Annotated in this window: 21 protein-coding genes; 16 read left to right on the top strand and 5 right to left on the bottom strand. The window is 68.3% G+C overall.

Translation table 11 applies throughout. The features are described from left to right. Positions 1 to 28 precede the first annotated feature (28 nt). Positions 29 to 1,450 carry an MraY family glycosyltransferase gene (locus tag ACKTSN_RS15300; RefSeq protein WP_409469643.1) on the top strand — a complete coding sequence of 474 codons (1,422 nt, stop codon included), beginning with the start codon at positions 29 to 31 and terminating at the stop codon, positions 1,448 to 1,450. On the opposite strand, the gene ACKTSN_RS15295 is transcribed toward ACKTSN_RS15300, so the two are convergent. Next, entirely contained in the window at positions 1,359 to 1,565 is a 207-nt protein-coding gene (locus ACKTSN_RS15295; protein WP_409469642.1) for an Arc family DNA-binding protein, read from the bottom strand. The two genes, ACKTSN_RS15300 and ACKTSN_RS15295, sit on opposite strands and share 92 nt — an antisense overlap. Before the next feature lie 17 nt (positions 1,566 to 1,582). Between ACKTSN_RS15295 and ACKTSN_RS15290 the strand changes: the two genes are divergently transcribed. From ACKTSN_RS15290 to ACKTSN_RS15225, 14 genes are all read left to right on the top strand, one after another. Further along, a complete protein-coding gene (locus tag ACKTSN_RS15290) occupies positions 1,583 to 2,812 on the top strand; it encodes an RNA-guided endonuclease InsQ/TnpB family protein (protein WP_409469641.1) in 1,230 nt (409 codons plus the stop codon). A 358-nt stretch (positions 2,813 to 3,170) separates the two neighbouring features. Next, positions 3,171 to 3,605 carry a hypothetical protein gene (locus tag ACKTSN_RS15285; RefSeq protein WP_409469640.1) on the top strand — a complete coding sequence of 145 codons (435 nt, stop codon included), beginning with the start codon at positions 3,171 to 3,173 and terminating at the stop codon, positions 3,603 to 3,605. A gap of 225 nt (positions 3,606 to 3,830) precedes the next feature. Continuing rightward, positions 3,831 to 4,652, top strand: a complete 822-nt coding sequence (atpB, locus tag ACKTSN_RS15280; RefSeq protein WP_409469639.1) for a F0F1 ATP synthase subunit A — start codon at positions 3,831 to 3,833, stop codon at positions 4,650 to 4,652. 78 nt (positions 4,653 to 4,730) lie between these two features. Next, a complete protein-coding gene (gene atpE, locus ACKTSN_RS15275) occupies positions 4,731 to 4,961 on the top strand; it encodes an ATP synthase F0 subunit C (protein ID WP_250967599.1) in 231 nt (76 codons plus the stop codon). A gap of 42 nt (positions 4,962 to 5,003) precedes the next feature. Next, complete coding sequence (locus tag ACKTSN_RS15270; protein WP_409469638.1) at positions 5,004 to 5,552, top strand: F0F1 ATP synthase subunit B; 549 nt, start codon at positions 5,004 to 5,006, stop codon at positions 5,550 to 5,552. Next, the gene (locus ACKTSN_RS15265; RefSeq protein WP_409469637.1) at positions 5,549 to 6,364 is read left to right on the top strand and encodes a F0F1 ATP synthase subunit delta; all 816 of its coding nucleotides are present in this window, start codon (positions 5,549 to 5,551) and stop codon (positions 6,362 to 6,364) included. Before ACKTSN_RS15270 ends, ACKTSN_RS15265 begins: the two co-directional genes overlap by 4 nt. A gap of 122 nt (positions 6,365 to 6,486) precedes the next feature. Beyond that, on the top strand, positions 6,487 to 8,094 hold the full coding sequence (gene atpA, locus ACKTSN_RS15260) for a F0F1 ATP synthase subunit alpha (protein ID WP_409469636.1): 1,608 nt from the start codon (positions 6,487 to 6,489) through the stop codon (positions 8,092 to 8,094). A 21-nt stretch (positions 8,095 to 8,115) separates the two neighbouring features. Continuing rightward, positions 8,116 to 9,030, top strand: coding sequence for a F0F1 ATP synthase subunit gamma (locus ACKTSN_RS15255; RefSeq protein ID WP_409469635.1), 915 nt, complete (start codon positions 8,116 to 8,118; stop codon positions 9,028 to 9,030). Then, on the top strand, positions 9,030 to 10,466 hold the full coding sequence (gene atpD, locus ACKTSN_RS15250; protein ID WP_224736561.1) for a F0F1 ATP synthase subunit beta: 1,437 nt from the start codon (positions 9,030 to 9,032) through the stop codon (positions 10,464 to 10,466). The genes ACKTSN_RS15255 and atpD overlap by 1 nt, the downstream gene beginning before the upstream one ends. A 117-nt stretch (positions 10,467 to 10,583) precedes the next feature. Next, positions 10,584 to 10,961 (top strand): F0F1 ATP synthase subunit epsilon, encoded by a 378-nt coding sequence (locus tag ACKTSN_RS15245; RefSeq protein WP_409469634.1) that lies wholly within the window; start codon positions 10,584 to 10,586, stop codon positions 10,959 to 10,961. Between the two features lie 129 nt (positions 10,962 to 11,090). After that, positions 11,091 to 11,537: a DUF2550 domain-containing protein gene (locus tag ACKTSN_RS15240; RefSeq protein ID WP_409469633.1), complete on the top strand. Its 447-nt coding sequence runs from the start codon at positions 11,091 to 11,093 to the stop codon at positions 11,535 to 11,537. A 413-nt stretch (positions 11,538 to 11,950) separates the two neighbouring features. Continuing rightward, the gene (locus ACKTSN_RS15235) at positions 11,951 to 13,264 is read left to right on the top strand and encodes a right-handed parallel beta-helix repeat-containing protein (protein ID WP_409469632.1); all 1,314 of its coding nucleotides are present in this window, start codon (positions 11,951 to 11,953) and stop codon (positions 13,262 to 13,264) included. 302 nt (positions 13,265 to 13,566) lie between these two features. Next, entirely contained in the window at positions 13,567 to 14,313 is a 747-nt protein-coding gene (locus ACKTSN_RS15230; protein ID WP_409469631.1) for an IPT/TIG domain-containing protein, read from the top strand. Positions 14,314 to 14,463: 150 nt separating this feature from the next. Continuing rightward, positions 14,464 to 15,987 carry an IPT/TIG domain-containing protein gene (locus ACKTSN_RS15225; protein ID WP_409469630.1) on the top strand — a complete coding sequence of 508 codons (1,524 nt, stop codon included), beginning with the start codon at positions 14,464 to 14,466 and terminating at the stop codon, positions 15,985 to 15,987. 94 nt (positions 15,988 to 16,081) lie between these two features. Here ACKTSN_RS15225 and ACKTSN_RS15220 read toward each other — a convergent pair whose 3' ends face one another. The 3 genes from ACKTSN_RS15220 to ACKTSN_RS15210 form a co-directional block, all read right to left on the bottom strand. Next, positions 16,082 to 17,908 carry a glycosyl hydrolase family 18 protein gene (locus tag ACKTSN_RS15220; RefSeq protein WP_409469629.1) on the bottom strand — a complete coding sequence of 609 codons (1,827 nt, stop codon included), beginning with the start codon at positions 17,906 to 17,908 and terminating at the stop codon, positions 16,082 to 16,084. Positions 17,909 to 18,030: 122 nt separating this feature from the next. Next, positions 18,031 to 18,672 carry a response regulator gene (locus ACKTSN_RS15215; protein WP_409469628.1) on the bottom strand — a complete coding sequence of 214 codons (642 nt, stop codon included), beginning with the start codon at positions 18,670 to 18,672 and terminating at the stop codon, positions 18,031 to 18,033. Continuing rightward, positions 18,669 to 19,856 carry a sensor histidine kinase gene (locus ACKTSN_RS15210; RefSeq protein WP_409469627.1) on the bottom strand — a complete coding sequence of 396 codons (1,188 nt, stop codon included), beginning with the start codon at positions 19,854 to 19,856 and terminating at the stop codon, positions 18,669 to 18,671. The genes ACKTSN_RS15215 and ACKTSN_RS15210 overlap by 4 nt, the downstream gene beginning before the upstream one ends. Before the next feature lie 153 nt (positions 19,857 to 20,009). On the opposite strand from ACKTSN_RS15210, the gene ACKTSN_RS15205 reads away from it, so the two are divergent. Next, on the top strand, positions 20,010 to 20,657 hold the full coding sequence (locus tag ACKTSN_RS15205; protein ID WP_409474833.1) for a hypothetical protein: 648 nt from the start codon (positions 20,010 to 20,012) through the stop codon (positions 20,655 to 20,657). On the opposite strand, the gene ACKTSN_RS15200 is transcribed toward ACKTSN_RS15205, so the two are convergent. Then, positions 20,583 to 21,155: a cob(I)yrinic acid a,c-diamide adenosyltransferase gene (locus tag ACKTSN_RS15200; protein ID WP_409469626.1), complete on the bottom strand. Its 573-nt coding sequence runs from the start codon at positions 21,153 to 21,155 to the stop codon at positions 20,583 to 20,585. The two genes, ACKTSN_RS15205 and ACKTSN_RS15200, sit on opposite strands and share 75 nt — an antisense overlap. Between the last annotated feature and the right edge of the window lie 68 nt (positions 21,156 to 21,223).

The raw sequence follows: 21,223 nt of genomic DNA, 5'->3' as shown, positions 1-21,223 counted from the left end.
TCGACTTCGGAACGCCAGGGAGCAGCCCGTGCGTGAATACCTGCTGACGCTCTGCATCACGGCCGCGGTGACGTACCTGCTGACAGGGCCGGTGCGGAAGTTCGCGATCGCGGCCGGGGCGATGCCGGAGATCCGGGCACGGGACGTACACCGGGAACCCACTCCACGGCTCGGCGGGATCGCGATGTTCTTCGGCCTGTGCGCCGGGCTGCTGGTCGCGGACCATCTGCCCAATCTCAACGAGGTGTACGAGCGGTCCAACGAGCCCCGCGCGCTGCTCTCCGGGGCCGCCCTGATCTGGCTGATCGGTGTCCTGGACGACAAGTTCGACATCGACGCCCTGATCAAGCTGGGCGCACAGATGATCGCCGCAGGTGTGATGGTCGTGCAGGGCCTGACAATCCTGTGGCTGCCCATTCCGGGTGTGGGTGTGGTCGCACTGACTCCGTGGCAGGGCACGCTGCTGACGGTCGCAGTGGTCGTCATCACCATCAACGCGGTGAATTTCGTCGACGGGCTGGACGGCCTCGCAGCGGGCATGGTCTGCATCGCGTCCGTGGTGTTCTTCATGTACGCGTACCGGGTCTGGTACGGCTACGGAATCGAGGAAGCCGCCCCTGCGACGCTGTTCGCAGCAATCCTGATGGGCATGTGCCTCGGGTTCCTGCCGCACAACATGCACCCGGCGCGAATCTTCATGGGCGACTCCGGCTCGATGCTCATCGGCCTGGTGCTGGCAGCAGGGGCCATCTCCATCACCGGACAGGTCGACCCGGACAGGATGAACCTGTTCTCGGGTTCGGAGCGCAACACGGTGCATCAGATGGTGCCCACCTACATCCCGCTGCTGATGCCCCTGACAATCATCGCGATCCCGGCCGCCGACCTGATTCTGGCGATCGTGCGCCGCACCTGGCGCGGCCGGTCGCCGTTCGCCGCCGACCGGGGTCACCTGCACCACCGCCTGCTGCAGATCGGCCACTCGCATAGCCGAGCGGTGTTGATCATGTACTTCTGGTCGGCGCTGATCGCGTTCGGGGCGCTCGGCTACTCGGTCAACTCGGCGTCCATGTGGATCGTGCTGGGCATCGTGGTGCTCAGCGCAATCGGCCTGATCCTGCTTCTGCTGCCGCGCTTCACCCCGCGCGCCCCCAGGTGGGCCGAGCACTTCGTACCGCCGCGCTACCGGCGCCGCACGGTCCTCACGGCGCCCGCATTCGACGGGGCCCTGGAGCAGAGTGCTCCGGCCGAGGAGGAAGAGCGCACTCCGGTCGCCGCGGGAGTGTCAGGGGTCAACGGAGCGACCGCCATCGGCACCCGCTCGCGCTTCACCTGGCAACCGGAGGACGCCCCGGCCTTCAGGCCGGGGAGGAATCCGGCTTCCCGCGTAGCGGGGCAGGAGGAGCCGAATCGCCGCCGGGCGATTCGGCGTCCGGAGCAGCGGCGGTGAGAGCGACCTCAAGCAGATGAAGAATCTCGGAGTTGATGGACCGCCGGTCGGCTGCTGCCTGAGCGGTCAGCCGGGCGTGTAGGTCTTCGGGGATGCGCAACGCGAACCGAATCATGATGCTAGTGTGACATCATGACGACATTAGCGACAGTCGGGGACGCCGGGAATGCCCGGTGGACGTTCCGGCTCCGCGTGTCGTCCACCGCCCGCACCGCCCTGATGGCCGAGTGGGACCGGTGCCGCTGGATCTGGAATGAGTGCGTGGCCAAGTCCAAGCAGGTCCACGCCTGGAACAGGACTCGCCCCGAAGGGGTGGACAAACGGACGTGTGGTCCGGCGCAGCTCGACAAGATGCTGACCGAAGCCCGCGCCCGTACATCGTGGCTGCGGGAAGGCTCCTCGGTCCCGCAGCAGCAGCTCATACGGGACTTCGGCAAGTCCAGGGCCAAGGCTCAAAAGGACATCCGCGAACGCGTACCGCAGCATCGCCGAGCGGGGATGCCGAAGTACAAGAAGAAGCGTGAGGCGCCGGCGAGCCTGAACTACACCAAGCGCGGCTTCCGCCTCAGGGGCGGCACGCTCCACCTGGCCGGGGGCATCGTGCTGACAGTGGTGTGGTCGCGGGAACTCCCCGCTACCCCATCCTCCGTGCGCGTCTATCAGGACAGCATCGGGCACTGGTATTGCTCCTTCGTCGTTCCTGCCGAGGTCCAGCCGTTGTCCGAGACCGGTTCGGTGATCGGTATCGACTGGGGCGTGAAGGAGACCGCGACCACCACATCCGACACACACGACCTGCCGCACGCCGAGCACGGCAAGAAAGCCAAGGCCAAGCTGACTCGGTACGACCGGATGATGGCCCGGCGCAAGCCCAAGAAGGGGCAGGCCGCCTCGAAGGGCTACCGCGAGGCGAAGCGGCTGCGGGCCAAGGCGTGCAAGAAGGTCGCCCGGCAACGGCAGGACACCGCCCGCAAATGGGCCAAGACTGTCGTCCGCGATCACGACGCGTTGGCCGTTGAAGACTTCAAGCCGAAGTTCCTGGCCAAGACCACCATGGCCAAGAAGGCCACTGACGCCGCCATCGGCGCCACCAAACAGGCTTTGATCGAGATGGGCCGCAAGCACGGCAGGGTCGTGCACCTGGTACATCCCGCGCACACCACGATGGACTGCGCGCACTGCGGAGCGAGAGCCAAGCACGCACTGCCGCTGGGTGAGCGCACCTACACCTGTACCGCCTGCGGAACTGTGAGCCCACGGGACAAGAACTCCGCATGCGTGATGCTGATCCGGGCTGGTCTGACCCCGGCTGGTGTTGAGGGTGTAAGCCCGCCTGGGGCGCTGCCCCAGGCGGCTGCCTGAGCCAGGAATCCCCGCTCAGCCCTGAAGGAGAGAAGCCCTTCCCTTCAGAGAGGAGGGGAGCATTCAAAAGGTAAGAATCTGACTAAGGCATTGCCCATTCATGGGGGAACGAAGCGCCCCAATACCAGACAAGTCGGCGCTGTTTCTGCACAGGCGCGCACTGTCACCCTCATGTGTGACAGTGAGCACACCTCCAGGTAAAGACCTCATCAAATAGTTTGTGATACGGTTCACGAGAACCCCGGACAGAGTCGAAGGACCGCAGTGCGACGGCCCATTGGCGTGAGGTTCCCTCTCAACCCGGGACTACGCTCGTCCATGACGACACCCTGCCCCCTGTGAAAGCGGAGTTGCCGCCATGCCGTCCAATGACGTCCGGATCCTGGCCCAGGCTGCTGTGCCCACAGCCGCCGTCGGCGCTGTTGCCGCCGTCGTCAGTGGCGTGGTGGCCGGCGGCAAGGGTGCAGTCGGGTCCCTCGTGGCCGCGCTGGTGACGATCCTCTTCATGGGTATCGGTCTGCTTGTACTCCAGCGCACCGCCAAATCGCTGCCGCACCTGTTCCAGGCGATGGGCCTGATGCTCTACGCGGCGCAGATTCTGTTGCTGTTCGTCTTCTTTGCCGTGTTCAAGGACACGACGCTGTTCAATCCCAGGGCCTTCGCGATCACGCTCATCGCGACCACGCTCGCGTGGATCGGCGCACAGACGATCGCGCACATGAAGTCCAAGATCCTCTACGTCGAACCCGACTCCGCGGGCAGCAAGCCCGAGAAGACGGGTCCGTCGTCGTGAGGGGTAGGGCCGGGATAAAGACGCGTTCGACAAGCTGCTATCGTCCGGTGCCAACTGCGGCACTGCGGGCGCGGGCATCCGAGCTGACGCCTGTTCCATCGCGAGGCTCGACGCCGAACCGCCGCCCCCACATCCGTAACACCAGTCCAGTGCCGAACCGCGGCTGCGCGCCGCGCCGACACAACGAGGTTGCCGTACCCATGCGCCACGCTGAAGGAGCCCGCGGTGAGTGCTGACCCGACGCAGGTGCTCGCCTTCGAGACCGACTGCCACATCTTCGACGGCTGTGGCTTCCCGGCTCCCGGCCTGCACTCGTTCCTGTTCGAGCCCCTCTGGGGCGACGCGGACAGCAACCTGTACTTCAACAAGACGATGCTGCTGGCGCTGCTCGGCTCGATCATCGTCATCGGCTTCTTCTGGGCCGCCTTCCGCAAGCCGAAGGTCGTCCCCGGCAAGCTGCAGATGGTCGCCGAGACGGGCTACGACTTCATCCGGCGCGGCGTCGTCTACGAGACCATCGGCAAGAAGGAAGGCGAGAAGTACGTCCCGCTCGTCGTCTCGCTCTTCTTCTTCATCTGGATGATGAACCTCTGGTCGATCATTCCGGTCGCCCAGTTCCCGGTCACCTCGATCATCGCCTACCCGGTGGTGCTCGCCCTGATCGTCTACATCCTGTGGGTCTCGCTGACCTTCAAGCGGCACGGCTTCGTCGGCGCGTTCAAGAACTTCACGGGCTACGACAAGTCGCTCGGCCCGGTGCTGCCGCTGGCCATGACCATCGAGTTCTTCTCGAACCTGCTGGTCCGCCCGTTCACGCACGCGGTGCGACTCTTCGCGAACATGTTCGCGGGACACACGCTGCTGCTCCTCTTCACGATTGCCAGCTGGTACCTGCTCAACGGCATCGGGATCGCCTACGCCGGTGTCTCTTTCATCATGGTCATCGTGATGACGGCCTTCGAGCTCTTCATCCAGGCCCTTCAGGCGTACGTCTTCGTGCTCCTGACCTGCACCTTCATCCAGGGCGCGCTCGCCGAGCACCACTGAGCGCGCACGCCTTACCCAAACCCCGAGACGTCCGGTGGCCAACCCCCACCGGTCCTTGAAAGAGAAGGAAGAACTGGCATGTCCCAGACCCTTGCCGCTGTCACCGGCTCGCTCGGCTCCATCGGCTACGGCCTCGCTGCCATCGGTCCCGGCGTCGGCGTCGGCATCATCTTCGGTAACGGCACCCAGGCCCTGGCCCGTCAGCCCGAGGCTGCCGGTCTGATCCGTGCCAACCAGATCCTCGGCTTCGCCTTCTGTGAGGCGCTCGCCCTCATCGGTCTGGTCATGCCGTTCGTCTACGGCCAGTGATCATCTGATTCACGACCAGCCCACTAGACGAAAGGCACTGACATGAGCCAGCTGCTCATCATCGCGGCCGAGGGGGAGATGGAGAATCCCCTCGTCCCGCCGATCCCTGAGCTCGTCATCGGCCTGCTCGCCTTCGTCATCGTCTTCGGCTTCCTTGCCAAGAAGCTCCTCCCGAACATCAACAAGGTTCTGGAAGAGCGCCGCGAGGCCATCGAGGGCGGTATCGAGAAGGCCGAGGCCGCGCAGACCGAGGCCCAGAGCGTCCTTGAGCAGTACAAGGCCCAGCTCGCCGAGGCCCGGCACGAGGCCGCGCGGCTGCGCCAGGAGGCGCAGGAGCAGGGTGCCGCGCTCATCGCCGAGATGCGCGCGGAGGGCCAGCGGCAGCGCGAGGAGATCGTCGCCGCCGGTCACACCCAGATCGAGGCCGACCGCAAGGCCGCCTCGGCCGCGCTGCGGCAGGACGTCGGCAAGCTCGCCACCGACCTGGCCGGCAAGCTGGTCGGTGAGTCCCTCGAGGACCACGCCCGCCAGAGCCGTGTGATCGACCGCTTCCTCGACGAGCTCGAGGAGAAGGCCGAGGCGTCTCGATGAACGGAGCGAGCCGCGAGGCCCTGGCAGCCGCACGTGAGCGTCTCGACGCGCTGACGGACAACACGTCCGTGGACGCGGCGCGGCTCGCCGACGAGCTGGCCGCGGTGACCGCGCTGCTCGACCGCGAGGTGTCGCTGCGTCGGGTCCTCACCGACCCGGCGCAGGCCGGTGAGGCCAAGGCCGAGCTGGCCCAGCGTCTGCTCGGCGGCCAGGTCGGCGGCGAGACCGCGGATCTGGTGTCCGGCATGGTGCGCTCCCGCTGGTCGCAGTCGCGCGACCTGGTGGACGCCCTGGAGGAGCTGGCGAGCACCGCCGACCTCACCGCCGCGCAGCGGGCCGGCACGCTCGACGACGTCGAGGACGAGCTGTTCCGGTTCGGCCGGATCGTCTCGTCCAGCACCGAGCTGCGGGCCGCGCTGACCGACCGGAAGGCCACCGTCTCGGCCAAGCGGGAGCTGATGCGCAGCCTCCTCGGCGGCCGGACCGCGGCCCAGACCGAACGTCTGGTGACGCGCCTTGTGACCGCGCCGCGGGGACGTAGCCTGGAAGCGGGACTGGAGTCCCTGTCCAAGCTCGCCGCCGAGCGCCGGGACCGCATGGTCGCCGTCGTCACCTCGGCGGTGCTGCTGAGCGACGTACAGAAGCAGCGCCTCGGCGCCGCCCTGGCGAAGCTCTACGGCCGTCAGATGCACCTCAACCTCGACGTGGACCCCGATGTCGTCGGCGGGATCCGGGTGCAGGTCGGTGACGAGGTCATCAACGGCTCCCTCGCGGACCGCATCGCGGACGCCGAGCGTCGGCTGGCGAGCTAGCCGCAACTGAACACGCAGTACGTACTTACGGCCCATGTTGGGCCGTGCAGAGGATTCCTGGGGGTCGCCCCCAGACCCCCAAAGTGAAACTTCGGGCCCAACAAGGAGAGCAGGGAACCCAGATGGCGGAGCTCACGATCCGGCCGGAGGAGATCCGGGACGCACTGGAGACCTTCGTCCAGTCGTACAAGCCGGACGCGGCCTCGCGCGAGGAGGTCGGTACGGTCACCCTTGCCGGCGACGGCATCGCGAAGGTCGAGGGTCTTCCCTCGGCCATGGCCAACGAACTGCTGAAGTTCGAGGACGGCACCCTCGGCCTCGCCCTCAACCTCGAGGAGCGCGAGATCGGTGCCATCGTCCTCGGTGAGTTCAGCGGCATCGAGGAGGGGCAGCCGGTGCAGCGCACCGGTGAGGTTCTCTCCGTGGCAGTGGGCGAGGGCTACCTCGGCCGCGTCGTCGACCCGCTCGGCAACCCGATCGACGGCCTCGGCGAGATCGAGACCACGGGTCGTCGTGCCCTTGAGCTGCAGGCCCCCACGGTCATGCAGCGCAAGTCGGTGCACGAGCCGATGGAGACCGGCTACAAGGCCGTCGACGCGATGACCCCGATCGGCCGTGGTCAGCGTCAGCTGATCATCGGTGACCGCCAGACCGGCAAGACCGCCCTGGCCGTCGACACGATCATCAACCAGCGCGACAACTGGCGCTCGGGCGACCCGAAGAAGCAGGTCCGCTGCGTCTACGTCGCCATCGGCCAGAAGGGCTCCACCATCGCGTCCGTGCGCGGTGCGCTGGAGGACGCCGGCGCCCTGGAGTACACGACGATCGTCGCTGCTCCGGCGTCCGACCCGGCCGGCTTCAAGTACCTGGCGCCGTACACCGGCTCGGCCATCGGCCAGCAGTGGATGTACGAGGGCAAGCACGTCCTGATCATCTTCGACGACCTCTCGAAGCAGGCCGACGCCTACCGCGCCGTGTCCCTGCTGCTGCGCCGCCCGCCGGGCCGTGAGGCCTACCCGGGTGACGTCTTCTACCTGCACTCCCGTCTGCTGGAGCGCTGCGCGAAGCTCTCCGACGACATGGGTGCCGGTTCGATGACCGGTCTGCCGATCGTCGAGACCAAGGCCAACGACGTCTCGGCGTTCATCCCGACCAACGTCATCTCCATCACCGACGGCCAGTGCTTCCTGGAGTCGGACCTGTTCAACGCCGGTCAGCGTCCCGCGCTGAACGTCGGTATCTCCGTCTCCCGAGTCGGTGGTTCCGCGCAGCACAAGGCGATGAAGCAGGTTTCGGGTCGTCTCCGCGTGGACCTCGCCCAGTTCCGTGAGCTGGAGGCGTTCGCCGCCTTCGGTTCCGACCTGGACGCCGCGTCGAAGGCGCAGCTGGAGCGCGGTCAGCGCATGGTCGAGCTGCTCAAGCAGGCTCAGTACCAGCCGATGCCGACCGAGGACCAGGTCGTCTCCGTGTGGGCCGGCACCACCGGCAAGATGGACGACGTGCCGGTCGCCGACATCCGCCGCTTCGAGAAGGAGCTCCTTGAGTACCTGCACCGCAAGGAGCAGGGCCTCATGACCTCCATCAAGGAGGGCGGCAAGATGTCGGACGACACCCTCACCGTCGTCGCCGACGCCATCGCGGAGTTCAAGAAGCAGTTCGAGACCTCGGACGGCAAGCTGCTCGGCGAGGAAGCCCCGGCCGCGCCGAAGGCGACCGCCGCCTCCAAGTGACGTAAGGAAGGGACCTGACTCATGGGAGCCCAGCTCCGGGTCTACAAGCGTCGCATCCGATCCGTCACCGCGACCAAGAAGATCACCAAGGCGATGGAGATGATCGCCGCCTCGCGCGTCGTCAAGGCGCAGCGCAAGGTGCGGGCCTCGACGCCGTACGCGAACGAGCTCACCCGCGCGGTCAGGGCGGTCGGTACCGGGTCGAACACCAAGCACCCGCTGACCACCCAGGCCGAGACGGTCACGCGGTCCGCGGTGCTGCTGCTGACGAGCGACCGTGGTCTCGCCGGTGCCTTCAACTCCAACGCCATCAAGGCGGCGGAGCAGCTGACCGAGCGCCTCGAGCGCGAGGGCAAGCAGGTCGACATGTACATCGTCGGCCGGCGCGGTGTGGCCCACTACAACTTCCGTGAGCGCAAGATCGCGGAGTCGTGGACCGGCTTCACCGACGAGCCCTCGTACGCGGACGCCAAGAAGGTCGCGGTTCCCCTGATCGAGGCCATCGAGAAGGAGACCGCGGACGGCGGCGTGGACGAGCTCCACATCGTCTACACCGAGTTCGTGTCGATGATGACGCAGACGGCGGTCGACTCCCGACTGCTGCCGCTCAGCCTCGAAGAGGTCGCGGAGGAGCAGCCCAAGGGCGAGATCCTTCCGCTGTACGACTTCGAGCCGTCGGCGGAGGACGTCCTCGACGCCCTGCTGCCGCGCTATGTGGAGAGCCGTATCTACAACGCGCTGCTCCAGTCGGCCGCCTCCAAGCACGCCGCCACGCGGCGCGCGATGAAGTCGGCCACCGACAACGCCGGAGAGCTCATCGAGACGCTGTCCCGGCTTGCCAACGCGGCCCGCCAGGCCGAAATCACCCAGGAAATCAGCGAGATCGTCGGTGGCGCGGGCGCCCTGGCCGACGCGACCGCGGGGAGTGACTACTAATGACCACCACTGTTGAGACGGCCACGGCGACGGGCCGCGTCGCGCGGGTCATCGGCCCGGTCGTCGACGTGGAGTTCCCCGTCGACGCGATGCCGGAGATCTACAACGCCCTCCACGTCGAGGTCTCCGACCCGGCGAACCAGGGCGAGAAGAAGACGCTGACCCTCGAGGTCGCCCAGCACCTGGGTGAAGGCCTGGTCCGCGCGATCTCCATGCAGCCCACCGACGGTCTGGTCCGCCAGGCCCCGGTCGTGGACACCGGCGACGGCATCACCGTCCCGGTCGGCGACTTCACCAAGGGCAAGGTGTTCAACACCCTCGGTGAGGTGCTGAACGTCGACGAGACCTACGAGGGCGAGCGCTGGTCCATCCACCGCAAGGCCCCGAACTTCGACGAGCTCGAGTCGAAGACCGAGATGTTCGAGACCGGCGTCAAGGTCATCGACCTGCTGACCCCGTACGTCAAGGGCGGCAAGATCGGTCTGTTCGGCGGCGCCGGCGTCGGCAAGACGGTGCTCATCCAGGAGATGATCTACCGCGTCGCCAACAACCACGACGGTGTCTCCGTGTTCGCCGGTGTCGGTGAGCGCACCCGTGAGGGCAACGACCTCATCGAGGAGATGTCGGACTCTGGCGTCATCGACAAGACCGCGCTGGTCTTCGGTCAGATGGACGAGCCCCCGGGCACCCGTCTGCGCGTGGCCCTCGCCGGTCTGACCATGGCGGAGTACTTCCGCGATGTGCAGAAGCAGGACGTGCTGTTCTTCATCGACAACATCTTCCGCTTCACCCAGGCCGGTTCCGAGGTGTCGACCCTGCTCGGCCGTATGCCCTCCGCGGTGGGCTACCAGCCGAACCTGGCCGACGAGATGGGTCTCCTCCAGGAGCGCATCACCTCGACCCGCGGTCACTCGATCACCTCGATGCAGGCGATCTACGTCCCCGCGGACGACCTGACCGACCCGGCCCCGGCCACCACGTTCGCCCACCTCGACGCGACGACGGTTCTCTCCCGTCCGATCTCCGAGAAGGGCATCTACCCGGCCGTGGACCCGCTGGACTCCACGTCCCGGATCCTGGACCCGCGGTACATCGCGCAGGACCACTACGACGCCGCCATGCGCGTCAAGACGATCCTGCAGAAGTACAAGGACCTCCAGGACATCATCGCGATCCTCGGTATCGACGAGCTCGGCGAGGAGGACAAGCTCGTCGTCCACCGTGCCCGTCGCGTCGAGCGCTTCCTGTCCCAGAACACCCACGTCGCCAAGCAGTTCACCGGCGTGGACGGTTCGGACGTGCCGCTGGACGAGTCGATCGCCGCGTTCAACGCGATCTGCGACGGTGAGTACGACCACTTCCCCGAGCAGGCGTTCTTCATGTGCGGTGGTCTCGAGGACCTGAAGAAGAACGCGAAGGAGCTGGGCGTCTCCTGACCTGGGCCCTGTGCTCGAGTCGTGAGGGGGCGGGCGCGTCCCGCCCCCTCTCTCACGCCTACTAGAATTGACCCAACACCCGGCACAACCGCCGGGTGGTGACCCGAGGAGCCACCCTTGGCTGCTGAGCTGCACGTCGAGCTGGTCGCCGCCGACCGTCAGGTCTGGTCCGGCGAGGCCACCCTGGTCGTCGCGCGCACCACGTCCGGCGACATCGGCGTCATGCCCGGTCACCAGCCGCTGCTCGGTGTGCTGGAGTCGGGCCCGGTGACCATCCGTACGAGTGATGGTGGGACGGTCGTCGCCGCGGTGCACGGCGGTTTCATCTCGTTCGCGGACAACAAGCTGTCGCTGCTGGCCGAGATCGCCGAGCTGTCGGACGAGATCGACATCCAGCGCGCGGAGCAGGAGCTGGCGCGCGCGAAGGCGGAGGACGACGCCGTGGCCGAGCGCCGCGCGGATGTCCGTCTGCGGGCGGCGAACGCGGGGCGCTGACCCTGCGCGCCGTGCTATGACGTCACTCAGCCGCGGCTGGAACCGGAGCAATCCGGATCCGGTCGCGGCTGAGCCAGATGTGGGTGTTTTTTACGTTCCGTTACCTAGGAGACGAGGAGGTCGGTGCCGATGGTCCTCGCTCTGACTGTGTGCGGAATTGTCGTGGCCCTCGTGGTGGTGGGTCTGTTCGTCTTCGGCCTGCGCCGCAGACTCATCCAGCGCTCCGGCGGCACGTTCGACTGCAGCCTGCGCTGGGACGTCCCCGAGAAACCCGACACCGGCGGCAAGGGCTGGGCCTACGGCGTGGCCCGCTACAACGGCGACCGGGTGGAGTGGTACCGGGTCTTCTCCTATGCCCCCCGCCCGCGCCGCATCCTGGAACGCTCCCAGATCGAGGTGGCCGGCCGCCGCGTCCCCGAGGGCGAGGAGGAGCTGGCGCTGCTGTCCGACGCGGTGATCCTCGTCTGTCAGCACCGGGGCACGCGTCTTGAACTCGCCATGAGCGAAGACGCGTTGACCGGTTTCCTCGCCTGGCTGGAGGCGGCGCCTCCGGGGCAGCGGGTGAACGTCGCCTGATGGCTGCTGTGGTCTGACCGGCCGCATCAGCCGGTGCCGCGAACGGCACCGGCTGAACGGGATCCAAATTCTCCACCAGGGGTGCCCATCGCGGTATGCCGGTGTGATCACCCGAGCTCCTGCAGAAAAGCTGCAGGTAGACCGACTGCCGCATCCCCCGGCGAGAATGGGCGGCCCACTGGTTAGATCCATTCCAGTAATCCATTTCCCGGGCAGCAGCCGCAAGGTAATTGGCATATGTCACCCGAATGGCTCAGGTTCATAGCCGCTTCCGGCCGCTGAGGCGGCCGGATCCCTGAGAAACACCGGCCGGATGGATTCCGGAGTGACCTGATTGTCGTAACGCGCTGCGCCCCCTGCCGTACGCCTTCACCCGTCCAGCTCCCACTGGGTGCCAACGGCCCACGCTCCCGATGAAGTTGAACAACAACGACTCCAAGGGAGAACACGTGTTGACCGTGAAGAACGTTCGTGCGCTGGCAGCGACCGCGCTACTGAGTGCTTCGATGGCCGTGGCCGCTCCGCCGGCCACCGCCACGTCCCTGCCCGCGCGTCAGGCGTCGCCGGTGCCGTGCGGGGACGTCGCCGAACTGATCGAGCAGATCAACAAGGCGAACGCCCAGGGGGCAGGATCGATTCTGCTGTCGGCGGGATGCGAGTACGAACTCACCGCTCCGGCCGAGGCCTCAGGCGCCAACGGGCTGCCGACCATCACCGGGAACGTCACCATCACCGGTACCCAGGCCACCATCACCCGCACGTCGGCCACCCCGTTCCGCATCGCCGAGGTCGCTTCGCAGGGATCCCTCACCCTCAACGGGATCACCGTGTCGGGGGGCAGCGCGACCGATGGTGCCGGCACGGCCGGCGGCGGCATCCTCACCGCAGGGAATCTCAGCCTGGTCTCGAGCCGGGTGAGCGGCAACGCCGCTTCCGTCCTCGGCGGCGGTATCGCGGTCGCGGCCGGCGCCACGGCGCGCCTCACCAGCAGCACCGTGTCGGACAACACCGCCGGCGACGGCGGCGGAATCCACGTGGCCTCCGCCGCGCAGCTGACCATGGACAGGGGATCCGTCCACAGCAACACGGCGGATTTCACGGGCGGAGGACTGTTCACCGCCGGCACCACCGTCCTGAACAGCACGGATATCAGGGTCAACAGCACCGAGAACTTCGAAGGCGGCGGCATCTTCGCGGCACTCGGCTCCCTCACCGTCTACGGCGGCCACGTGGAGCAGAACGAGGCCGCCTCAGCCGGCGGAGGCATCGCCAACTACGGCAGCACGCTGCAACTGGTGGCCACGGAGGTGGACGACAACGATGCCGGAAGTGACGGTGGCGGCCTGTACCAGCGGGACGGTGCCGCCAGCCTGACCAGCGGCCAGGTCACCGGCAACGAAGCAGGAGGCCAGGGAGGCGGGATCTTCCGCGCCGGAGGCTCGGTCACCCTGACGGGTACGCGGGTGGCGGACAACGAACCCGACGAGTGCGCGCCCCCCCCGGAGCCGTCCCCGGCTGCCCGGCGTGACCGATGGTCAGGGCCAAGCCCCGGGCAGTGCCCGGGGCTTGGCCCTGACCATCGTGTCCCGACAAGAGTCGGGCCAAGGAACGGAAGTTCGACAGAAGGGGGGAGAAGGGAAAAAAGGGCGAGAACTTACTCCGTTCGAGTGATAGAGGGTGACTGTATCTTGTCACTCGATTGGGCGTATGGCTCACTGAGAGTGTGAACCGGCGGGCTGCCCATCCCCGAGCCGGGGGAACGTTCGACAGGCAGCACTCGCCGGCTTTTCCTTGCCCGGGAGAGACAGCGGAAGCTGCGGCGCACCGGCCATCGTGCGGGGCCAGTGCCGGTTCGTTCCCCTGGGGCGCGGCAGCACCCGCTGAGCGGTGCTCGCCGCATCGGGAACGGGGCGGGAAGAGGCCGCCGTGCCTTCGGCGGTGGTCCCACCTCTGCGACGCGGCAGCCAGTGGCTGGCCCAACCTTGTCGGTTCCTCGCAATGTCCCCACCAACGAGCGAGGAGTGTCCTCATGCCTATCTCTCCGAATCAGGGTTCCACCGGGGGCGGGACCCTGGTGACCATCACCGGCACGAACCTGTCCAACACCAGCTCGGTGAAGTTCGGCGGCAAGTCCGCCACGAGCGTCACCAACGTCTCACCGACGCAGGTCACTGCCGTCTCCCCGTCGGGAACCGGCACGGTCGGGGTCACGGTGACCACCCCGGGCGGCACCAGCAGCCCCGTGCCGTTCTTCTACGTCGGCGCCCCGTTCAAGTCGTCCCTGGACGCCACCTCCGGACCGCTGGCCGGCGGCAACACCATCACCATCAGCGGCACCGGTCTGTCGACGGCCACCAGTGTGTCCTTCGGCGGGGTCACCGCCACGCCGACCGTGACCAGTGACAGCTCGCTCAGCGTCGTCGCGCCGGCGGGCGCGGCGGCCGGTCCCGTGGGAGTGAGCGTGACCACCGCCGGCGGCACCAACAACGGCCTCAGCTACACCTACGTCGACATCCCCGCGGTCACCACCATCAGTCCGGCCACGGGTCCGGCCTCGGGCGGGACGGCGGTCACCATCACCGGCACCAGCCTGGACAGCACGGAGTCGGTCACCTTCGACGGGGCCCCGGCGCCGTTCTCGGTGATCAACGCCACCACGCTGTCCGTGGTCACCCCTCCCGGCACCGCGGGACCGGCCGATGTGGTCGTGACCAACCCGGCGGGATCGGACACCGAACTCGGCGGCTTCGACTACGTCGCCGGGCCCGGCATCTGACCGGTCCGATCGCCTCCGCAACAGGCAGGCGCCGAACCCCCGTCCGGGCGGAAGTCCCCCCTCCGCCCGGACGGGCTCGACTCCGAAGCCCTGCCATGACGTGGCCGCACGCGTCATCGATCCCTCAGTCCTGCGTGAAGGAGTACAGCCATGGCTGCCCCTGTGGTCTCTTCGGTCAGCCCCAGCCAGGGGCCGCCCTCGGGTGGTACCACCGTCATCGTGACCGGAACCGATTTCACGTCAGTGGTAACCGTCCGGTTCGGATTCACCCCCGCCACGTCATTCACCGTCAACAGCAGCACGCAGATCACGGCTGTGACCCCGTCCGGCAGCGGAACCGTGAACGTCACCGTCACCACAAACCAGGGCACCAGCACCCAGTCCGTGCCCTTCACCTATGCCACGACTCCTACCCTCTCGGGTCTGTTGCCGAATCAGGGTCCGGTCTCCGGGGGGACGACGGTGACGCTGACGGGCACGGGCTTCACCGATGTGACGGCGGTGCGGTTCGGCGGGGTGGCGGCCACCTCGTTCACCGTCAACAGCGGCACCCAGATCACCGCGGTCAGCCCGGCCCGCGCCGCAGGCCCGGCCGACGTCACGGTGACCGCTTCGGGGGGCACCAGTAACGCCCTCACGTTCACCTACGTCTCCGCTCCTACCCTCTCGGGTCTGTTGCCGAATCAGGGTCCGGTCTCCGGGGGGACGACGGTGACGCTGACGGGCACGGGCTTCACCAATGTGACGGCGGTGCGGTTCGGCGGGGTGGCGGCCACCTCGTTCACCGTCAACAGCGGCACCCAGATCACCGCGGTCAGCCCGGCCCGCGCCGCAGGCCCGGCCGACGTCACGGTGACCGCTTCGGGGGGCACCAGTAACGCCCTCACGTTCACCTACGTCTCCGCTCCTACCCTCTCGGGTCTGTTGCCGAATCAGGGTCCGGTCTTCGGTGGGACGACGGTGACGCTGACGGGCACGGGCTTCACCAATGTGACGGCGGTGCGGTTCGGCGGGGTGGCGGCCACCTCGTTCACCGTCAACAGCGGCACCCAGATCACCGCGGTGACCCCTGCCCACGCGGCAGGCGCCGCGGCCGTCACGGTGACCACTCTCGGCGGCACCAGCGACCCCGACGACCCCAACGCGTTCTTCTACTACATCGCGTTGCCCACGCTGACCGCCATCGATCCTGCCTCCGGACCCACGGCGGGCGGCACCACGGTCAGGCTCACCGGCAACAACCTCCTCGGTGCGACGGCGGTGCGGTTCGACGGCGTGGCGGCGGCCTCGTTCACCGTCGACTCCGCCACGCAGATCACCGCGGTGACCCGGAGCCATGCCCCTGGTGCCACCGAGGTCACGGTGACCACCCCCGGCGGCACCAGCAACCCCCTCGGCTATGTCTTCCTCGACGTGCCCGTGCTGGCCTCCCTGGTACCGGCCCAGGGGCCGACACACGCCGGTACGGTGGTCACGCTGACCGGCAGCAATCTCGCGGCCGCCACTCGCGTCCAGTTCGGCGCCGTCACCGCGTCGTTCACGGTGGTCTCCCCGACGCAGGTCACCTCCGTCGCTCCGGCAGGGCCCGCCGGGCCGGTCTCCGTCACGGTGACCACGCCCGCCGCCACCAGCAACGGCCGGACGTACACACGGGTCGCTTCGCCAGCCATCTGACCGCATCCGGGTGCCCCGAGCCGGGGGGGAAGCCGGAGCGGCAGGCGAGACCTGCCGCTCCGGCTTCAGGCGTCGGAGTACGGGTGCCCGGGCGTCAGTTCAGCCCGTTGCTGATGGCGTTCACCAGCTCACCGTTGCTGGTGTCTCCGCTGAACTCCCAGAAGAACGCGCCGCCCAGGCCCTGGTTCTTGGCCCAGGTCATCTTCCCGGCGATCGTCGACGGGGTGTCGTACGACCACCAGTTGCTGCCGCAGTGCGCGTACGCGGTGCCCGCGACGGTGCCGGTGACCGGGCAGGAGTTCTTCAGGACCTTGTAGTCCTCGATGCCCGCCTCGTAGGTGCCGGGTGCCGCGCCGGTCGCCGTGCCGCCCGGGGCGGACTGGGTGACGCCGGTCCAGCCGCGGCCGTAGAAGCCGATGCCGAGCAGGAGTTTGGCGGACGGGACGCCCTTGGCCTTGAGCTTGGCGATCGCGTCGGCGGAGTTGAAGCCGGCGGTCGGGATGCCGGAGTACGAGGTCAGCGGGGAGTGCGGGGCGGTCGGGCCGGTGTTCGCCCAGGCGCCGAAGTAGTCGTACGTCATCACGTTGTACCAGTCGACGTACGAGGATGCGCCGCCGTAGTCGGCCGCGTCGATCTTGCCGCCGGAGGAGCCGTCGGCGGTGATGGCCGCGGTGACCAGGTAGTTCGAGCCGAACTCGGTGCGCAGCGCGGACATCAGGTTCCTGAACGCCGCAGGGCCCGAGGTGTCGCAGGTCAGGCCGCAGGCGTTCGGGTACTCCCAGTCGATGTCGATGCCGTCGAAGACGTCGGCCCAGCGCGGGTCCTCCACGACGGCCTTGCAGGACTTGGCGAACGCGGCCGGGTTCTGCGCGGCCTGGCCGAAGCCGCCGGAGTACGTCCAGCCGCCGAACGACCACAACACCTTGATGTGCGGGTACTTGGCCTTCAGCTGGCGCAGCTGGTTGAAGTTGCCGCGCAGCGGCTGGTCCCAGGTGTCGGCGACGCCGCTGACGGACTGCTCGGCGGTGTACGCCTTGTCGGTGGCCGCGTAGGCGTCGTCGAGCACGCACTGGCCGTTCTTGACGTTGCCGAACGCGTAGTTGATATGCGTGATCTTGGACGCGGAGCCCGAGGTCACCAGGTTCTTGACGTGGTAGTTGCGGCCGTAGACGCCCCACTCGGTGAAGTAGCCGAGGTTGACCTTCGAGCCGGGCTGCGGGCCGGGGTCGGTGCCGCCGGTGGTGCGGACCGCACGGGCGCCGGAGACCGGGCCGGTCTGGTCGGCGGTGTCCCGGGCCTGGACGGTGTACGAGTAGTCGGTGCCGGCGGTCAGTCCGGTGTCCGTGTAGGTCGTGCCGGTGACGGTGGCGACCTTGGTGCCGCCGCGCAGGACGTCGTAGTTCTTGATGCCCTTGTCGTCGGTGGCGGCGCTCCAGGTGAGCTTCACCGAGGTGTTGGTGATGTCGGAGGCGGTGGGGGTGCCGGGGGCGCTCGGCGGGTTGTCGCCGGGGACGGTGGCGCCGCCGTCACAACTGCCGCCGTTGAGCTTGCAGTTGCTCGGCGCGCCGGAGCCGGAGCCGTTGAAGCCGAAGGAGACGGAGGCGCCGGGGGCGAGGGTGCCGTTCCAGGACTTGTTCTTGGCGGTCCAGTGGGTGCCGGAGGAGGTGACGTCGGCGTCCCAGGCGGAGGTGACGGACGTGCCGGAGGGGAAGTCCCACTCGACGGTCCAGGCGTTGATGGTGGTGGTGCCGGTGTTCTTGACGGTCCACTTGCCTTCGAAGCCGGTGCCCCAGTCCTGGGTCTTGCTGTAGGTGGCGGTGGCTTCGGTGGCGGCCTGGGCGGGACTGGCGAGACCGACCAGACCGGCGAGCGGGAGCAGCAAGGTCGCGAGCCCTGCCACTGCTCTGTGTCTGAAGCGCATGCTGCGCCTCCTTGTGGGGTTGTTGTCGGGGGCATGACTGAGCCATCAGCCCACAGTGCCGCGAGAATAGAAAGGTCTGGACCATGGGTCAATAGGTCTGGACCACTGCCCCGAAAAGTCCCCTAGATCCCCAACTCCTGTGCCAGCACCGCCGCTTGCACGCGGCTGCGCAGCTCCAGCTTCCCCAGCAACCGGCTGACGTGCGTCTTCACCGTGGCCTCCGCCATGTCGAGGCGGGCGGCGATGTCGACGTTGGACAGGCCCTCGCCCAGGCAGGACAGGACCTCGCGCTCACGCCGGGTGAGGCCGTCCAGGACGGAGGGGTCGGCCCTGGACTCCCGTACGGGCTTGGCGGCGAACTCGGCGATGAGCCGACGCGTCACGGCCGGCGCGATCAGACCCTCCCCGCGCGCCACCGTCCGAACCGCCTCCAGCAGATCCTTCGCGTCGGTGTTCTTGAGCAGGAAGCCGGACGCACCCGCGCGCAGCGCGCCGAACACGTACTCGTCGAGGTCGAACGTGGTCAGCACCAGCACATCGGCGAGCCCCTCGGCCACCACCTGCCGAGTCGCCGACACCCCGTCTAGGCGCGGCATCTGAATGTCCATCAGCACCAGATCCGGCCGCAGCTCGCGGGCCAGCGCCACCGCCTGCTCGCCGTCTGCCGCCTCGCCGACCACCTCGATGTCGGGCGCGCTGCGCAGGATGAGGACGAGCCCGGCGCGGACGGCGGACTGGTCCTCGGCGACGAGCACGCGGATCATTCGGTCACTCCTTCGGCGATGGGGAGGGTGGCGCGTACGGTCCAGATCCTGCCGTCCGTCGATTTCTCGGGCCCGGCTTCGAACGTGCCGCCCAGTAGCGCGGCCCGCTCCCGCATGCCGACCAGACCGGCACCGGAGCCGGGCGCCCGAGGCCTGTCGCGGTCGTCGTACGGGCTGGTCACGGCGATGCTCAGCGAGCCGTCGAGCTGCCGCAGCGCGACCGTGACCCAGCCGGGGCCCGCATGCTTGAGGGCGTTGGTCAGGGACTCTTGCACGATCCGGTACGCGGCGAGTTCCACCGGCGCCGGCAGCCCCTCGCCGTGCCTGGCGTCGAGGGTGACGTCGAGGCCGTTGCCGCGGGCGGTGTCGACCAGGGCGCCGAGGCTGTCGAGGGTGGGTGCGGCGGTGGGTTCGGTGTCGCCGCTGGAATCCCTCAGGAGCCCGATCAGCCGGCGCATCTCCGCGAGCCCCTCGACGCTGTTCTCACGGATGACGCCGAGGGCCTGACGGGTGGTGCCGGGGTCGTCGAGGGAGATCGCGGCGGTGGAGTGGATGGCGATCGCGGAGAGGTGGTTGGCGACCATGTCGTGCAGTTCCCGGGCCATGCGCGCCCGTTCGGCGGTGACGGCCTGGGTACGGTCCATCTCCGCGAGCAGGGCGGTCTGTTCGGCGTGCAGCCGGGCTGCCTCCGCGGCGTCGCGGTGGTTGCGGACGATCAGCCCGGTGGACGCGGGTGCGAACGCCACGACGCCGGCGGCCACGCCGATCAGCAGCGCCTCCGGCACCCGCCACGCGGCGAACGGCACGATCGTCCCGGCGACCGTCAGCAGCCCGGTGATCCACGGGATGCGGCGGGCCGCGGCGGGTGTGCCGTACAGGACGGCCGCGTACATCACGTCGGTGAACATCAGGATCGTGACGAGGTTTCCCTGCGTGACGAGGTCCAGGACGATCGCGGCCGTGGCGGTCGGCAGCGCGATGCGCGGGACGGACCGGCGCAGCAGCTCGCACCCCGCCATCACGGTGAGCGGCACCAGAATCGGCCAGCGCCCGTCCCACAGCACGATCGGCTCGTCGGCCGGCCGCGAGCCCAGGCCGATCCCCCACAGCAGCAGCCCGCCGAGCAGGCCGGCCGCCGCGACGTACACGTCGAAGCGGTGCGGGCGGGGGAGTCGTACGGCCATGACACCATCCAACACGGCGCGTGCCGCGCTCGCCTGATCCCCGGGAAGGGTCCCGGACTGCATCTTTCGATGTACCGCCAGTTCGTCACCGGCGACGACGCGGGCCGCTCGGCCGGACGGGAGCCTTGGGAAGGTGACCGAAAGGAGCGAGCCGTGGTCGTCGCGTTGATCATCGCCTGTGAGGTCGGCTTCTGGGTGCTGCTGGCGCTCGGCCTGGCCGCGCGCTACCTGCTGAGGTGGCGCCGCACAAGTGCGGTCCTGCTGCTGTGCGAGCCGGTTCTGGAGGTGATCCTGTTCACGGTCACGGCGATCGACCTGAAGAACGGCGCCGAGCCGAGCTGGGAGCACGGCCTGGCGGCGCTGTACATCGGCTGCACCGTCGCGTACGGCCACTACACGATCCGCTGGCTCGACGGCCACGCCGCCCACCGGCTGGCGGGGGCCCCGAAGCCGGTGGGGCCGCCGCGCCACGGCATGGCCCGCGCCCGGCACGAGGGCCGGCTGTGGCTGCGGACCGTGCTGGCGGCGGCCGTGGCCTGCGCACTGCTTCAGGGTGCGGTCTGGTACGTCGGCGACGACGGCGACATCTCGTCCCTGCGGGCGTTCCAGGGAGCGGCGCTCCGGGCCGCCGGCATCCACGGCCTGGTCGCCCTCGCGTACTTCATCTGGCCGAAGAAGGCCCCGGAGATCCCGCAGCAGCCGGCCCCCCGGCCGGGACGGGTCTCGTCAGCGTTCGCCGCCGGGGACCCACAGGACGTCGCCCGCGGCCTTGTTGGCCGTCCGCGCGAGAATGAACAGTAGGTCCGACAGGCGGTTGAGGTATGTGGCGGTCAGGGGGTTCATCGTCTCGCCGTGGGCTTCCAGGGCCGCCCAGGTCGAGCGCTCGGCCCGGCGTACGACCGTGCAGGCCTGGTGGAGCAGGGCGGCGCCCGGGGTGCCGCCGGGCAGGATGAACGAACGGAGCTTCTCGAGGCGCTCGTTGAAGCGGTCGCAGTCCGCCTCCAGGCGGTCCACGTAGAACTGCTCCACCCTGAGCGGCGGGAACTTCGGGTTCTCCACCACTGGCGTCGACAGGTCCGCGCCCACGTCGAACAGGTCGTTCTGCACACGGGTGAGGACCTTGACGATCTCCTCGTCCAGCCCGCCCAGCGCGATCGCCGTGCCGATCACCGCGTTCGCCTCGTTGGCGTCCGCGTACGCGGAGATCCGCAGGTCGGTCTTGGCGACCCGGCTCATGTCGCCGAGGGCGGTGGTGCCCTGGTCGCCGGTGCGGGTGTAGATACGCGTCAGATTGACCATGTGGCCAGCCTAGTGAGCCGCGCCGGTGTGATGTCCGTCATGTGAGACGTGACGCGCGTTACTTACCG

Source organism: Streptomyces flavusporus (assembly GCF_046267975.1).
Classification (GTDB): domain Bacteria; phylum Actinomycetota; class Actinomycetes; order Streptomycetales; family Streptomycetaceae; genus Streptomyces; species Streptomyces flavusporus.
This window is presented reverse-complemented; position numbering and strand designations above follow the sequence as displayed.